The 13,712-nt window shown below is 48.6% G+C and carries 16 protein-coding genes; 9 read left to right on the top strand and 7 right to left on the bottom strand.

Going from position 1 to position 13,712, the window contains the following annotated elements; all coding sequences use genetic code 11:
* Window positions 1-132 precede the first annotated feature (132 nt).
* The 9 genes from T472_RS14635 to T472_RS14595 all read left to right on the top strand — a co-directional run bounded on the left by T472_RS14635 (window position 133) and on the right by T472_RS14595 (window position 7,036).
* Window positions 133-444, top strand: coding sequence for a PTS sugar transporter subunit IIB (locus tag T472_RS14635; RefSeq protein WP_023388798.1), 312 nt, complete (start codon window positions 133-135; stop codon window positions 442-444).
* Window positions 445-518: 74 nt separating this feature from the next.
* On the top strand, window positions 519-851 hold the full coding sequence (locus T472_RS14630; protein WP_152975177.1) for a PTS lactose/cellobiose transporter subunit IIA: 333 nt from the start codon (window positions 519-521) through the stop codon (window positions 849-851).
* A 15-nt stretch (window positions 852-866) separates the two neighbouring features.
* Window positions 867-1,181, top strand: a complete 315-nt coding sequence (locus T472_RS14625) for a PTS sugar transporter subunit IIB (protein ID WP_023388800.1) — start codon at window positions 867-869, stop codon at window positions 1,179-1,181.
* 129 nt (window positions 1,182-1,310) lie between these two features.
* Window positions 1,311-2,624 (top strand): PTS sugar transporter subunit IIC, encoded by a 1,314-nt coding sequence (locus tag T472_RS14620; RefSeq protein ID WP_023388801.1) that lies wholly within the window; start codon window positions 1,311-1,313, stop codon window positions 2,622-2,624.
* A gap of 511 nt (window positions 2,625-3,135) precedes the next feature.
* Window positions 3,136-3,441, top strand: coding sequence for a PTS lactose/cellobiose transporter subunit IIA (locus tag T472_RS14615; RefSeq protein WP_040907815.1), 306 nt, complete (start codon window positions 3,136-3,138; stop codon window positions 3,439-3,441).
* Window positions 3,442-3,456: 15 nt separating this feature from the next.
* A complete protein-coding gene (locus tag T472_RS14610; protein ID WP_040907746.1) occupies window positions 3,457-3,768 on the top strand; it encodes a PTS sugar transporter subunit IIB in 312 nt (103 codons plus the stop codon).
* A 115-nt stretch (window positions 3,769-3,883) separates the two neighbouring features.
* Window positions 3,884-5,194 (top strand): PTS sugar transporter subunit IIC, encoded by a 1,311-nt coding sequence (locus T472_RS14605; protein WP_023863673.1) that lies wholly within the window; start codon window positions 3,884-3,886, stop codon window positions 5,192-5,194.
* 93 nt (window positions 5,195-5,287) lie between these two features.
* Window positions 5,288-6,706, top strand: a complete 1,419-nt coding sequence (locus tag T472_RS14600; RefSeq protein ID WP_040907814.1) for a glycoside hydrolase family 1 protein — start codon at window positions 5,288-5,290, stop codon at window positions 6,704-6,706.
* Window positions 6,707-6,715: 9 nt separating this feature from the next.
* Entirely contained in the window at window positions 6,716-7,036 is a 321-nt protein-coding gene (locus T472_RS14595) for a PTS sugar transporter subunit IIB (RefSeq protein ID WP_023389079.1), read from the top strand.
* Window positions 7,037-7,125: 89 nt separating this feature from the next.
* Here T472_RS14595 and T472_RS14590 read toward each other — a convergent pair whose 3' ends face one another.
* The 7 genes from T472_RS14590 to T472_RS14560 form a co-directional block, all read right to left on the bottom strand.
* Window positions 7,126-8,556: a 6-phospho-beta-glucosidase gene (locus T472_RS14590; RefSeq protein WP_023389078.1), complete on the bottom strand. Its 1,431-nt coding sequence runs from the start codon at window positions 8,554-8,556 to the stop codon at window positions 7,126-7,128.
* A gap of 65 nt (window positions 8,557-8,621) precedes the next feature.
* Window positions 8,622-9,989 (bottom strand): glycoside hydrolase family 1 protein, encoded by a 1,368-nt coding sequence (locus T472_RS14585; RefSeq protein ID WP_023389077.1) that lies wholly within the window; start codon window positions 9,987-9,989, stop codon window positions 8,622-8,624.
* 160 nt (window positions 9,990-10,149) lie between these two features.
* Window positions 10,150-10,764, bottom strand: a complete 615-nt coding sequence (locus tag T472_RS14580; protein WP_023389076.1) for a thermonuclease family protein — start codon at window positions 10,762-10,764, stop codon at window positions 10,150-10,152.
* Entirely contained in the window at window positions 10,733-11,962 is a 1,230-nt protein-coding gene (locus T472_RS14575; RefSeq protein WP_023389075.1) for an O-antigen ligase family protein, read from the bottom strand. Before T472_RS14575 ends, T472_RS14580 begins: the two co-directional genes overlap by 32 nt.
* 87 nt (window positions 11,963-12,049) lie before the next feature.
* On the bottom strand, window positions 12,050-12,238 hold the full coding sequence (locus T472_RS14570) for a ferredoxin (protein WP_023389074.1): 189 nt from the start codon (window positions 12,236-12,238) through the stop codon (window positions 12,050-12,052).
* 84 nt (window positions 12,239-12,322) lie between these two features.
* Window positions 12,323-13,270, bottom strand: coding sequence for a DUF4097 family beta strand repeat-containing protein (locus T472_RS14565; protein WP_023389073.1), 948 nt, complete (start codon window positions 13,268-13,270; stop codon window positions 12,323-12,325).
* A gap of 12 nt (window positions 13,271-13,282) precedes the next feature.
* Window positions 13,283-13,639: a hypothetical protein gene (locus T472_RS14560; RefSeq protein ID WP_023389072.1), complete on the bottom strand. Its 357-nt coding sequence runs from the start codon at window positions 13,637-13,639 to the stop codon at window positions 13,283-13,285.
* Window positions 13,640-13,712: the final 73 nt, after the last annotated feature.

Below are 13,712 nucleotides of genomic sequence, written 5' to 3'. Positions count from 1 at the left end.
AAAAATTCATATCTTTCTCCATAATACATAGTGTTTTATATTGTTTCAAGTGTAGTATAATTGTTTTGAAGAGTTTTATCGTTTTCACTTGAAAGCGGTCATCATCAAAGAACATGTTCGGAGGTAGATTTTATGTTGAAAGTTGTATTGTTCTGTGCAGCCGGGATGTCTACAAGCATGCTTATAAGGAAAATGGAGGATGCGGCAAGGGCAAAAAACATCGAACTGAAGGTGAGCGCATATCCCGAGTCTCAGCTCACGAAGTACGTTCCCACCGCTGACGTTGTCCTGATAGGACCCCAGATCAGGTTCGCCCTGAAGAAGATAGCGGCGGAATGCGAGAAGTACAAGATACCTGTCGAGGTAATAACGCCTCAGGACTATGGAATGATGAACGGGGCGAAGGTCCTTGAACAGGCCATAAGGCTTACTGCCAAGGAATAGCTGGAACATGCAGCTCTCACGGTGAAAATATCAGACATCTGATTGAAACTGGATATTTCAAAAATAACAAGGAGGTGAATGTATTGGAAGAACTCATAATGCAGATCATAATCGATTCCGGCGACGTAAGGTACCATGCCTACGAGGCTCTGACACTTGCAAATGAAGGTAAGTTCGAGGAAGCACGGGAGAGCATAAAGAGGGCCAACGAGGCAATGGAGAAGGCACATGAGGCACAGACATCAGTCCTCTTCAAGGAAGCAAACGGTGAAAAGGTCGAGATTTCAGCTCTGTTCGTACACAGCCAGGACCACCTGATGACAGCGATCTCGGAAAAGAACCTCATCGCTCAGCTCATAGAGATGAGAAAGTCCATCCAGGACCTTATCGAAGCCAAAAATAACTAAAGGGAGGAAGGAAAAATGTTGAAAATCGTACTTCTATGCGCAGCAGGCATGTCCACGAGCATGCTCGTCAAGAAGATGCAGGAGGCCGCAAAAGCCAAGGGGCTTGAGGCTGAAATTGCCGCATACCCCGAATCGCAGCTTGCAAAGGTCGGCCCTACGGCTGACGTCATCCTTCTCGGGCCTCAGATAAGGTTTGCCCTCAAGAAGATAACCGCTGAAGCTGAGAAATTCAACGTACCGGTAGACGTCATCCCACCTGCTGACTACGGCATGATGAACGGAGTCAAGGTACTTGCACTCGCCGAGAAGATTGCTGCAGCAAAAAAATAATACAGAACATTGCGCAGCCGCTTTCAGGCTGCAGGAATCATCATGTATCATACATAAGACATCATGGCTTTCCTGAATTTTTCTGCGCTTTTTGCTTGCGACAAAATTCAATGACAAGGAGAGAATAACATGGGTGAAAAGATTGTAAACAGCGTAATGACCTTCGTCAATACCAAGGCCGTACGCGCACTGAAGGATGGTATCATATTCACTCTTCCGCTCACCATGATTGGTTCTATCTTCCTGCTCCTGGCACAGCTTCCGAGTGACGCCATCAACAACTTTCTTGCATCAGTATTCGGCGAGAATTTCAGGACCCCGCTTTTCCAGGTATATGGAGCAACATTCAACATCATCGCGCTCGTTGCAGTCATAGCCATCGCATACCAGTATGCGAAGCTTTGCAACCATGACGGTCTCATGGCTGGATTCCTGGCACTCGTCACATTCCTTATCCTCGCTCCAGGATCCAAAACAGACGCAGCATCGGGAGTAACAATAGGAAACATCATTGACAAGGCCTGGGGAGGCGGACAGGGAATGGTCGCCGCCATCATCATAGGACTTGTTGTCGGTGCAATATATTCCAAGCTTCTCGACATGAACCTTACGATAAAGATGCCTGACGGAGTTCCTGAAGGCGTATCGAAACAGTTTGCAGCCCTGATTCCTGCCGGAATCATATTCACAGGCGCTATGCTCCTTTTCATCCTCTTCAATTCCATGAACACGAACTTCATGGCATGGATATACAAGGTTCTCCAGAGCCCGCTGCAGAACGTAACAGACTCGCTTCCTGCAATCATGTTCCTGGCAGCTCTCGCCCCGTTCTTCTGGATCTTCGGTATCCACGGAACAACGATAGTCAATGGAGTCATGGAAGGCATATTCCTTGCTAACACTGCAGCCAACCAGGCTATCCTTGACAGCGGAATGGCCCTCACGATAGCAAACGGAGCCAAGATTGTAACCAAGCAGTTCTGGGATAACTACATAATAATGACAGGTACGGGAATAACAATAGGTCTTGTCGTTGCAATGCTGTTCACAGCTAAGGCTGCAAAGAACAAGACTCTCGGAAAGATAGCTCTCGTTCCAGGGGTATTCAACATCAACGAGCCGGTAACCTTCGGTCTTCCTATAGTAATGAACCCGCTTATCGCGGTACCTTACATGGTAATACCGGCGCTTGCAGCGCTTATCACATACACTGCAATAAGCATAGGCTTCATGCCTCCATTCTCAGGAGTCATGGCACCATGGACAACACCACCTATCATCTCCGGCTTCATAGTAACAGGCTGGCAGGGCGCTGTAGTCCAGGCACTGATACTCGCAATGTCGGTTGTCGTATACTTCCCGTTCTTCAAGAAGCAGGATGCCAACGACGCCAAGGAAGAGGCTGCAATCCACGAGGAACACCTACACCATACTGAAGAATAACTGAATAAAGGTTTTTAGAAGGAAGTGAGACACTTACTTCATGAGGGAAGCGGAAACGCTTCCTTCTTTTAATTTCCTCGTTACCAATAAACTCACCTCATTTTGGATAGTGTTTCGGAAATTCCGGTCATAATCACTCCAATCCACACAATTTCAATCATAATTTCAGCTTTTTCAGTCATAAACGAAATTGTTTTACTTAGTTTTTGGCTTGTCCTTCTGTTTGGTTCTTAATGTTAATGTTTTCAAGAGTTTTGTTTTAGTGTTTTATGGCCATTTTTTGAAACACTGGGGAAATTGACCGAAACACTATAACTGACTATCGATACAATGCGAAACACTGTTTAATATCATGTTTTTACTTAAAAATTCTTGTCCGCTTGAAACCCGCTGTACGGGCTGTTTGGTTGATTCGCAATTATATTCCCCTGTGTTTTGCAGTGTTTTGGCACGGCAATTGCTATATGTAGAGTGTAGAACAAAGGAGGCGAATGCATTGGAAGAACTCATAATGCAGATCATAATCGATTCCGGTGATGTAAGGTTCCATGCCTATGAGGCATTAAGCCTTGCAAACGAAGGTAAGTTTGATGAAGCTAGGGAGAGCATAACAAAAGCGAACGACGCGATGGAGAAGGCACATGAGGCACAGACATCGTTCCTTTTCAAGGAAGCAAGCGGTGAGAAGGTTGAAATCTCCGCACTCTTCATACACAGCCAGGATCACCTTATGACGGCAATCTCGGAAAAGAACCTTATCGCTCAGCTGATTGAAATGAGAAAGTCAATCCAGGACCTGATCGAAGCAAAGAAATAGAAAGGGAGGAAAAAAATGAAAATAGTATTACTCTGTGCGGCAGGAATGTCCACAAGCATGCTGGTAAAGAAGATGCAGGAGGCTGCAAAGGCAAAGGGTCTCGATGCAGATATCGCAGCTTACTCTGAGTCACAGCTTACCAAGGTAGCGCCTGGTGCGGATGTCATCCTTCTGGGGCCGCAGATAAGGTTCGCACTTAAGAAGGTATCCGCTGAATGCGAAAAGTACAACGTACCGGTAGATGTCATCCCGCCTGCAGACTACGGCATGATGAACGGAGTCAAGGTCCTTGCACTTGCTGAGAAGCTTGCTGCAACAAAGAAGTAGCGTTAAGCCCGCGATCTGACAGCCTTAAGGCTGCCGCAATCATCATATTGATACATATTCATTTACATGTTTCCAATTGCACTAATATAAAATAATAATACTAAGGAGAGAAAAAATGGGAGAAAAAATTGTAAACGGCGTAATGACCTTTGTCAACACCAAAGCAGTCAGGGCACTCAAAGACGGTATCATATTCACACTTCCACTCACAATGATAGGATCGATATTCCTCCTTCTCGCACAGCTCCCGAGCCCTGCGATAAACAACTTCATCATATCAATATTCGGTGAGAACTTCAGGACACCTCTCTTCCAGGTATACGGAGCTACCTTCAACATCATAGCTCTTGTTGCGGTAATAGCCATAGCATACAACTATGCGAAGCTTTCAAACCATGACGGACTCAATTCAGGGTTCCTCGCACTGGTCACATTCCTCATCCTTTCACCAGGATCAAAGACTGATGCGGCTTCAGGCGTAACTATCGGAAACATCATAGACAAGGCCTGGGGAGGCGGACAGGGAATGGTCGCCGCCATCATCATAGGACTTATCGTCGGAGCCATCTACTCGAAGCTCCTCGACATGAAGATCACCATCAAGATGCCTGATGGAGTTCCTGAAGGCGTATCGAAGCAGTTCGCAGCCCTTATCCCTGCGGCAATCATCTTCACCGGCGCTATGCTCCTGTTCATCATCTTCAACTCCATGGACACCAACTTCATGGCATGGATCTACAAAGTGCTTCAGAGCCCGCTTCAGAATGTAACTGACTCGCTTCCTGCGATCATGTTCCTTGCAGCTCTCGCACCGTTCTTCTGGATATTCGGTATCCACGGAACCACAATAGTGTCAGGCGTAATGGACGGAATATTCCTTGCAAACACCGCAGCAAACCAGGCAATACTTGACAGCGGACTTGCACTTACCATAGCAAACGGAGCGAAGATAGTAACCAAGCAGTTCTGGGATAACTACATAATAATGACAGGTACAGGAATAACAATAGGTCTCGTCATAGCAATGCTCATAGCCGCAAAGGCATCGAAGAACAAGACACTGGGTAAGATAGCTCTTGTTCCCGGAGTATTCAACATCAACGAGCCGGTTACCTTCGGACTTCCGATAGTAATGAACCCTCTCATAGCGATACCTTACATGGTAATACCTGCACTTGCTGCTTTCATAACTTACATGGCAATCAGCATAGGCTTCATGCCTCCATTCTCAGGAGTCATGGCACCATGGACAACACCACCGATAATCTCCGGCTTCATAGTGACAGGCTGGCAGGGTGCCGTAGTTCAGGCGCTGATACTCGCAATGTCAGTAGTCATATACTTCCCGTTCTTCAAGAAGCAGGATGCTGCTGATGCGAAGGAAGAAGCTGCGATCCACGAGGAACATCTCCACGCGGCTGAATAACCAAAGAAAACACAACTAAAGATGCAGCGGGGAGGACAGTGGAAACACTTCCTCCCTTGATTCTTGAATAAGATATACGAAAGGATGACAGATATGCACTATAAGAAGCTCAAGGAATTCAGGAGCGACTTCCTATGGGGAGCCTCCACATCAGCCTATCAGGTTGAAGGCGCCTGGAACGAGGACGGAAAAGGACTCTCAGTAATGGATATGGGACACCACCCGGAAGGTCTTGCTGACTTCAAGGTCACAAGCGACCACTACCACCACTACAAGGAGGATATCGCACTCCTCCACGAACTCGGACTAAAGGCATACAGGTTCTCAATAGCATGGACAAGGATATTCCCTGAAGGTACTGGAAAGGTAAATGAGAAGGGACTTGAGTTCTACAGGAACCTCATTGACGAGATACTGAAGTATGGTATGGAGCCCATAGTCACCCAGTACCATTTCGACCTGCCTTATGCTCTCCACCTTAAGGGCGGCTGGTCGAACAGGGCGACGATAGACGCCTATGCAGAGTACGTGAAGGTCCTCTATGACAATTTCGGAGATAGGGTCAAGTACTGGCTCACTATAAACGAGCAGAACATGATGATACTCCATGGAGCTGCACTTGGAATAGTTGCACCAGGAACCGAGAACATCGAGAAGGAGATCTACCAGCAGAACCATCACATGCTCCTCGCACAGGCAAAGGCGATCACCCTTTACCATGAGATGAAGCTGCCTGGAAAGATAGGCCCTGCACCGAACATAACCACCATATACCCTGAGACCTGCAATCCGGACGATGTCATCGCGGCGATGAACTGGACATCCATAAGGAACTGGCTGTACCTCGACATGTGCGTGTTCGGAAGGTACAACTCAATCGCATGGAGCTACCTTGAGAAAAGGGGCTGGACTCCAGCCATAGAGGAAGGCGACATGGCCATCCTCGGACATTCACTTGCGAAGCCTGATTTCATTGCCTTCAACTATTACTCCACAGCTACGGTAGCAGCAAGCAGGAACGATGGCTCCGACAAGGCTGCAGGAGCTGACCAGCAGATTGTTTCCGGTGAGGAGGGAGTCTACAGGCAGGGAGAAAATCCAAACCTCAAGCTCACATCCTTCGGATGGACGGTTGACCCTCAAGGCTTCAGGAGCACGCTCAGGGAGATAAACGACAGGTATAACCTTCCCCTTCTTGTTACAGAGAACGGACTCGGCGAATACGACAAGCTTGAGGAAGGCGACATAGTGAACGACGACTACAGGATAAATTACCTCAGGGAACACATAGAGCAGGCAAGGCTTGCTGTTACAGACGGAGTCGACCTCCTCGGCTACTGCCCGTGGTCAGCCATAGACCTTGTAAGCACCCACCAGGGCTTCGGCAAGAGATACGGATTCATATATGTCAACAGGGAAGAGAATGACTTGAAGGACATGAGAAGGATAAAGAAGAAAAGCTTCGGCTGGTACAACAAGGTCATAGGCTCAAACGGAACCGACCTTGAATAGGGGAAGCAGATGATCAGGATAGTTCTTCTCTGCGGGGGCGGAATGTCCACAAGCATACTCATGAAGCGGATGCAGGCCGAGGCAGACAAGAGAGGCCTCGAAGCTGAAATCTCCGCCTTTGGGGAAGGCCACCTCCCGAAGGTGATTCCCTATGCTGATGTCATACTTCTCGGACCGCAGATCAGATTCTCATTCAGGAGGATTTCTGAAGAATGCACTAAATGCGGCATCCCTTCAGCAATGATCCCCCATTCGGATTATGGTCTGATGGACGGGAAGAAGGTGCTGGCCCTTGCTGAAAGGCTCATGGAAGAGGGAAAATCGACATAGCCTCCTGAGATCAGTATAAAGAAGAACAGAAGGTTCAGGCATTTCGCCTGAACCTTCTTCATATTGTGATATCCTGCCTTTTGCCCGCCTTACAGGACCTCACCGTTTGACTCAATAACCTTCCTGTACCAGTCAAAGGACTTCTTCTTTGACCTGTCGAGCGTCCCCTTTCCTTCATTGTCCTTGTCGACATAGATGAATCCGTAGCGCTTCTTCATCTCGCCTGTGGTGAAGGATACAAGGTCTATGCAGCCCCATGGTGTGTATCCCATGAGCTCCACTCCGTCCTCAGTTATCGCCTTTCCCATCTGTTCAATGTGGGACCTCAGGTAGTTTATCCTGTAGTCGTCGTTTATGCTGCCGTCTTCCTCGATGGCATCTACTGCGCCAAGTCCGTTCTCTACGATGAACATTGGCTTCTCATACCTCTCATGGAGGATTATCAGGGCATTTCTGAGACCTACAGGGTCAATGGCCCATCCCCAGTCCGAGGCAGTAAGGAAAGGATTCTTGACGCTTACATGGGACCCTGTTACAAGGTCCTTGTTCTCGCCTTCGGCACCTGACTTGACAGTGTCTGACATGTAGTAGCTGAAGCCTATGTAGTCCACTGTGCCTTCTTCAAGGATCTTTGCGTCACCTGGCTCCATCCTTATGTCAAAGCCTTCCCTCTCCCACTCCTTGAGGGCGTATGCGGGATAATGGCCACGGCAGTGGACGTCAGTGAAGAATATCCTGTCATGGATCGAATGCAGTGCCTGGAGCGTATCCTCAGGGTTTGATGAATAAGGGTATACCGGATGGAACGAGACCATGCAGCCTATCTTGAAGTCAGGATTGATCTCATGCCCGATCTTTACCGCAAGTGCGCTCGCCACAAGCTCGTTGTGGGCAGCCTGGTAGATCACTTCCTTCCTGTTCTCCCCTTCCCTGAACTGAATCCCGGAATTCGTCCATGCGAAGATCGGGTTCTTCAGGTTCATCTGGTTGTTGATCTCATTGAAGGTCATCCAGTATTTGACCTTGTCCTTGTATCTTCTGAACACTGTCTCTGAATACCTTGCGAAGCAGTCAATCACTGCCCTGTCTCTCCAGCCGCCGTATTTCCTGTAAAGCCCGTAAGGCATCTCGAAGTGTGAAAGGGTTATTACTGGCTCTATGCCATGCTTAAGGAGCTCGTCAAACATGTCATCGTAGAACTTCAGGCCTTCCTCGTTCGGAACCGTCTCATCGCCATTCGGGAATATCCTCGGCCAGTTTATCGACGTCCTGAAGCACTTGAACCCCATCTCGGCGAAAAGGGCTATGTCCTCCTTGTAGCGTCCATAGAAATCTATGGCTTCATGGTTCGGGTAGTTCTCTCCCGGTATGATCCCGTCTGTTATCCTTCTTGGCACTCCATGTGCCCCTGCAGTCATGACATCTGCAACGCTGAGCCCCTTGCCGCCCTTGTCGTAGCCGCCCTCAAGCTGGTGTGCGGCCACTGCTCCGCCCCATAGGAAACCTTTCTGAAAACCCATAATATCCTCCTCAAACTTATCTTTTGAAGGGGAGGCAAATCATTGCCTCCCCGGCCATTCTTAGTTCAATCCGAAAATCCCCTGTCCCTTGTGACATCCTTCATCCATTCGCCGGAAAGCTTTACCGTCCTCTTCTGGGTTGCAGTGTCTACGGCAACGAACCCATACCTGTTCTTGAAGCCGTTGTTCCATGACCAGTTGTCTGTAAAGGACCATGCATGGTACCCTCTGCACAGGGACCCTTCCTCAATTGCCCTTAATATCCACTTCAGGTGGTCCTTCATGTAGTCGATCCTGTAGTTATCATGTATCTCGCCATCCAGGCGGTACCTCTCCTCGTTTTCAACGCCTATGCCGTTTTCCGCTATGAAGCATGGAGGATTGCCATAATTGGTCCTGAGGTCAGTCAAAAGGTCGTATATTCCCTTCTCGTAGATTTCCCAGCCCCTGTACACGTTCATGCGCCTTCCCGGCATCCTGTAGTTGACGAAGTAGTAGCTTAGCCCTTCCTGCAGCCTGTCTGCAGGTGCCATGACCCTCCTTGGCTTGAAGTAGCTTACTCCAAGGACATCCACCCTGCTTCCCGAGATAAGCTCCCTGTCCCCTTCCCTTGCCTCGGGAAGTATCTCGCTTCTCTCAAGCATACGGACAAGCTTCTCAGGAAATTCACCTTTGAGCACCGGGTCCAGGAAAGACCTGTTAATGAACAGGTCGCAGGCCTCTGCCGCTTCCAGGTCCGCCTTTGAATCAGACCTCGGGTATACCGGGGAAAGGTTCATGATGATACCTATCTCACCTTCCGCTGCCATTTCCCTGAATGCCCTGACAGCCGCGGCATGGGCAACGATCATGTTGTAGCCTACCTGTATTGCCCGCTTGAGGTTCCTGACCTTCGGATAATGATGTCCTTCCACATAGCCCTGCTCAGCAGGAACCAGCGGATCACTGAAGGTGAACCAGTTCTTGACCCTGTCACCGAAAAGCTCGAAGCAGGTTACTGCATAATCGACATAGGCATCCACCGTCTCCCGCCTTTCCCAACCTCCCTTTTCCTGCAGGCTTACAGGCAGGTCGAAGTGGAAAAGGTTGATGTATGGCTTAATGCCCTGCCTGATCATTTCATCTATCACATTGTTGTAGAAATCAACTGCGTCCTGGTCAACTTCACCAGTTCCATCCGGTATCAGCCTTGACCACTCAATGGAGGTCCTGTAGGAATCGAGTCCCATTTCCTTCATGAGGCCAATGTCCTCGACGTACCTGTGATAGAAATCTGAGGCGGACTTCGGTCCCACCATATGGTAGAAGTCCTCAGGCTCACTCTCGTACCAGAACTCATAGATATCCATGCCCTTCTTTCCAGCGGTACCCTCAGTCTGCGGTCCTGACGCTGCTGCACCGAAAAAGAACTTATCCGGAAACCTGTATTCCATCTCAATCCCTCCCATCGAAAGTACATTGCCTTGATTCAATTATACGGTCCTTTATGCATATTTAGAATAGGCGCAAAAGTCCGGAATGCGCTGAAAAGCCCTGTTTCCAACATTTGGAAACAGGGCTTCCCTAAAAATTAATACATTCTTCACAAAAATCTCAAGGTACATAAGTACCTTTTGTAGTTCCCTGCCCTGATATCCCCCAGAGACCTTTTTTCCCGTCCCGGGCAATCCTCGCAAGCTTCATTATGATTCCTGAATATCTTATGTCCGGTGGGAACTCGTAGGGCTGTGCATATCCTCCGGTTACAAGCGTGGCATTGAACATATGCTCGCCTATCGCCTCGTCATCGACCTTGTCCGGAAGCTCCAGCCATACATACCTTAGAAGCCTTCCATAACTGTCAGTCTCAGAAGTATCCTTCTCCAGGTAGACCCTCCTGCCTTCGAGCATCGATTTGGTGAAAGCCTTGGCCTCGGCTCCATAAAGCTCCGATACCCCCGATGTCTCCGGAGTATTGATTCCGATGAGCCTTACTATCCTTCCGTCACCTGTCCTTATCGTATCACCATCAGCAACAGAGGTGACCGTCACCTCCTCGAACCCTGATGGGTCAGAGTACCTGAACGGATATCCGGTAAAGTGACTTGAAACTGCAGGAACGATGATTGCGAAAGCAATCACAGCGTATATCAGATTCCAGATTTTCCTTCTCATGTCAGTCCTTTCAGATGTCAGTCTAGAAGTGCAGCATACCCTTGTTCCTGGCATCGCCGTGCATGCTTCCCGCAAGGATGGCAATGGTGCAGATTATCTTCGGGGTCAGTGAATAGTTGTCGATGAGGTTAAGGAACACGAACACTATCATCGAAACGGCAAACCCTGAATAGAATGCCAGCCCGTCCCTCCAGACCTTCTCAGACCCAAGATACCTGACAAGGCTCCTGTACATGGCTACAAGCATGAGCATGAGCAGGACCATGCCCGGAATGCCGAGCTCCGCCTGTATGTTGAAGAGCGCATTGTGCGCATGGTAGACCACATTGTTGTCATATGGGTTGTTAAGCTCAGGAAAGCGAGCCACATATCCCGGATATTCGTGGAAAAAGCTGTTGAGCCCTATGCCAAGTATCGGGTGCTCCTTTGCCATGTATAGTGCGGCCTTCCATATCCTTAACCTGGAATAGTTCTGCTCATAGCTGAATATGTCGAGTATCCTGTTCCTTGAATATGGAACTACCATCAGCATGAAGGAGGCAGGTATAAGTACAACCAGGAACTTCCTGGAGCTGTAGAAGGCAAGCGTCAGTATCCCCAGGAATACTCCAAGCATGCCGGCTCTCGAACCTGTCAGGAATATCGAGCCGGTTATGAGGCATGAGACGAATGCGTACCAGGCGGCAAGCTTAAGGTCCCTCTTCCTGGTCCTGACAGCGAGGACTACCATTGGGAACAGGGCGATCAGCATGTAGCAGGCAAGTATGTTGCCATGCTCTATGAAGGAGGTATGCTCGGTCCTAACGAATGGTGCAGGGCTGAAGAAGGCAAAGAAAACAAGCTGGGCCGCATGGTATGCTGAAACCACTACCACTGAAGCAATGTAGGTCCTCAGCACCATCTTCGTATGGAAGGGCCTGTTGAGCTCGAACTTCAGTATGAAGAAAGCAGCGAACGCGCTGGCGTATATCGCAGCTCCCGCAAGTGACATCACCTTATCATCCGAGTAGACGACAGATACCAGGGACCAGACGGCAAGGAGCATGAATGCAAGGGAGAACCTTGACCTCCTGATTTCAGCAAGTGACCTTCTCATCCTTTGGTATGCATCCGGATTTTCCCTTGTATACAGGAGATAGAATATAACCACAGGCACAAAAAGAGCCGGTGTAATATACATCGGTACCAGGGGAACAAGGAATATTGCCGCAAGCATAAGCCTGAATAGATGGTTTCTGTTGAAAAAGCCCATACAGTCCTCCAAAATCAAATCTACATTAGACTATACCGTAAAAAAAGACAAAAGAAAAGAGACCCCGAAGGTCTCCTTGCCTGTTCCTTACTCGACTGTTATTGCTGATGTCGGGCAGCTGTCAGCAGCTTCCTTCGCAGCGTCAACGTCTGCTCCGTCAACCTCGTCTGCAACAGCAAAAGCCTTTCCATCGTCGTTCATATCGAACACTGAAGGAGCAACGCTTGCACAAACTCCACAGCCGATACAGAGATCCTGATCTACAAATGCTTTCATTCTCATAATCCCCCTTTCACGTGATACTTATATTATAAGGAAATTTACAATGACAATTGTGAACAAATTGTGAACATTGATATTTTATTGACTTATGCTTATGCCTCCGGATACGGTCTTGACCTTGTAAAGAGGGGCATTCCCGTTGTTTTCCCTTGAGGATCCTGTACTCTCGATGATGCTTCCGTTCCTCGATACCCTGATCTTTCCTGATACCGAGCTGAGGTCGTAGGAGAACTCGCCAGACGGGAGTCCCATGTCCACACCTCCGGATACAGTAACAACCGATCCTCCCTTCATTGACGAAGCTTCGATATCAACTGCTCCTGAAACTGTATTCACAGAAAAGCTTCCTTCAAGGCCCTTGAGCCCGATACTTCCTGAAGTGGTGGAGATATCTGCCCCATCGCTTCCGAACGAACCGTCAGCGGATATGCTTCCTGAGACGCTCGATGCGTCAAGCCTTCCCGCCTTGAACCCTGTCACTTCAATTCCCCCGGATACTGTCTTCAGCTTCAGTGAATGCGCTTCAATACCGTCTATGTCCACTTTTCCCGAAACGGATGCAATTGACATCGCTTCAATGTTAATTGCAGGAACGCTTACCACTATCCTGGCTTCATTCTGTCCAAGAAGGCCAGAAAAGCTTGAGTCCTTAAGGACTTCAACCGTTACCTTACCGTCCCTTGAGTATGCTGTCTCAATGGTGCCCTTGTAGCTACTGGAGACTCTTCCTGAGATATCCACGATGACATCAGTGCCATCATGGCTGATTACAGTAACATCCCCGATCGATGTGTCAACCGAGATTTCTTCAGCCTCCTCAGCTGAAAACGTGTAGGTCCTTGAGAAACCCTGTGTCAGCGTATTGTCGCCGATTATAGGAAGGTTCCCTGATTCAAAGAATTTCGTTATCTGGCTTGTGAACTCATTTATGCTGAAACCTGACTCGTAGAATATCCATGCTCCTATGCCGAACGATACCGAGGCGACCACGAGACAGACGATAATGATTTTCCGGAATGTATCCATTGCCATTTCCTCCTAAAATCTTCCGAAAATGCTCCTTATGATTCCTATTATCCCCATGACTATCGCCTTTATTATCTTTATTACAAGGGTGAAGCTCAGAACGAAGAGGGCGAGCACCCCTATTCCCATGAAGAACAGCGCGGCCGCCGGCAGTCCCAGCAGGATCGTGCCCGGCATCAGGAGGATAAGGAGAGGTGATGCTATAAGGGCCAGGGCCGCGACAAGAAGCCCGAAGGACACAGAAAGGAGCGCGATGATCAGGGACCCTATTACGCCGAAAATGGCTGGTCCTGCTACCATCAGCACCAATGCGATGATCATACCCTTTATGAATCTGTCTTTATCTCTTTTGTTCCTGTCATCGTACATGGCTCTGCCCTCCATACAATGACTATACCGCCCTTCGATTAAAGCTTAATTAAAATGCAAAGAAGCTGCAGGG

Origin of the sequence: Youngiibacter fragilis 232.1, assembly GCF_000495435.3 — a bacterium.
Lineage (GTDB): Bacteria > Bacillota > Clostridia > Clostridiales > Clostridiaceae > Youngiibacter > Youngiibacter fragilis.
Note: the sequence above shows the minus strand (reverse complement) of the source record. Positions and strands in the feature narration are given on the sequence as shown.

What these genes read in the sequence shown, in the direction of transcription:
- T472_RS14635 (WP_023388798.1), top strand. Translation starts at nt 133, where the DNA reads ATGTTGAAAGTTGTATTGTTCTGTGCAGCCGGGATGTCTACAAGCATG.
- T472_RS14625 (WP_023388800.1), top strand. Translation starts at nt 867, where the DNA reads ATGTTGAAAATCGTACTTCTATGCGCAGCAGGCATGTCCACGAGCATG.
- T472_RS14620 (WP_023388801.1), top strand. Translation starts at nt 1,311, where the DNA reads ATGGGTGAAAAGATTGTAAACAGCGTAATGACCTTCGTCAATACCAAG.
- T472_RS14615 (WP_040907815.1), top strand. Translation starts at nt 3,136, where the DNA reads ATGCAGATCATAATCGATTCCGGTGATGTAAGGTTCCATGCCTATGAG.
- T472_RS14610 (WP_040907746.1), top strand. Translation starts at nt 3,457, where the DNA reads ATGAAAATAGTATTACTCTGTGCGGCAGGAATGTCCACAAGCATGCTG.
- T472_RS14605 (WP_023863673.1), top strand. Translation starts at nt 3,884, where the DNA reads ATGGGAGAAAAAATTGTAAACGGCGTAATGACCTTTGTCAACACCAAA.
- T472_RS14600 (WP_040907814.1), top strand. Translation starts at nt 5,288, where the DNA reads ATGCACTATAAGAAGCTCAAGGAATTCAGGAGCGACTTCCTATGGGGA.
- T472_RS14595 (WP_023389079.1), top strand. Translation starts at nt 6,716, where the DNA reads ATGATCAGGATAGTTCTTCTCTGCGGGGGCGGAATGTCCACAAGCATA.
- T472_RS14590 (WP_023389078.1), bottom strand. Translation starts at nt 8,556, where the DNA reads ATGGGTTTTCAGAAAGGTTTCCTATGGGGCGGAGCAGTGGCCGCACAC.
- T472_RS14585 (WP_023389077.1), bottom strand. Translation starts at nt 9,989, where the DNA reads ATGGAATACAGGTTTCCGGATAAGTTCTTTTTCGGTGCAGCAGCGTCA.
- T472_RS14580 (WP_023389076.1), bottom strand. Translation starts at nt 10,764, where the DNA reads ATGCCAGGAACAAGGGTATGCTGCACTTCTAGACTGACATCTGAAAGG.
- T472_RS14575 (WP_023389075.1), bottom strand. Translation starts at nt 11,962, where the DNA reads ATGGGCTTTTTCAACAGAAACCATCTATTCAGGCTTATGCTTGCGGCA.
- T472_RS14570 (WP_023389074.1), bottom strand. Translation starts at nt 12,238, where the DNA reads ATGAAAGCATTTGTAGATCAGGATCTCTGTATCGGCTGTGGAGTTTGT.
- T472_RS14565 (WP_023389073.1), bottom strand. Translation starts at nt 13,270, where the DNA reads ATGGATACATTCCGGAAAATCATTATCGTCTGTCTCGTGGTCGCCTCG.
- T472_RS14560 (WP_023389072.1), bottom strand. Translation starts at nt 13,639, where the DNA reads ATGTACGATGACAGGAACAAAAGAGATAAAGACAGATTCATAAAGGGT.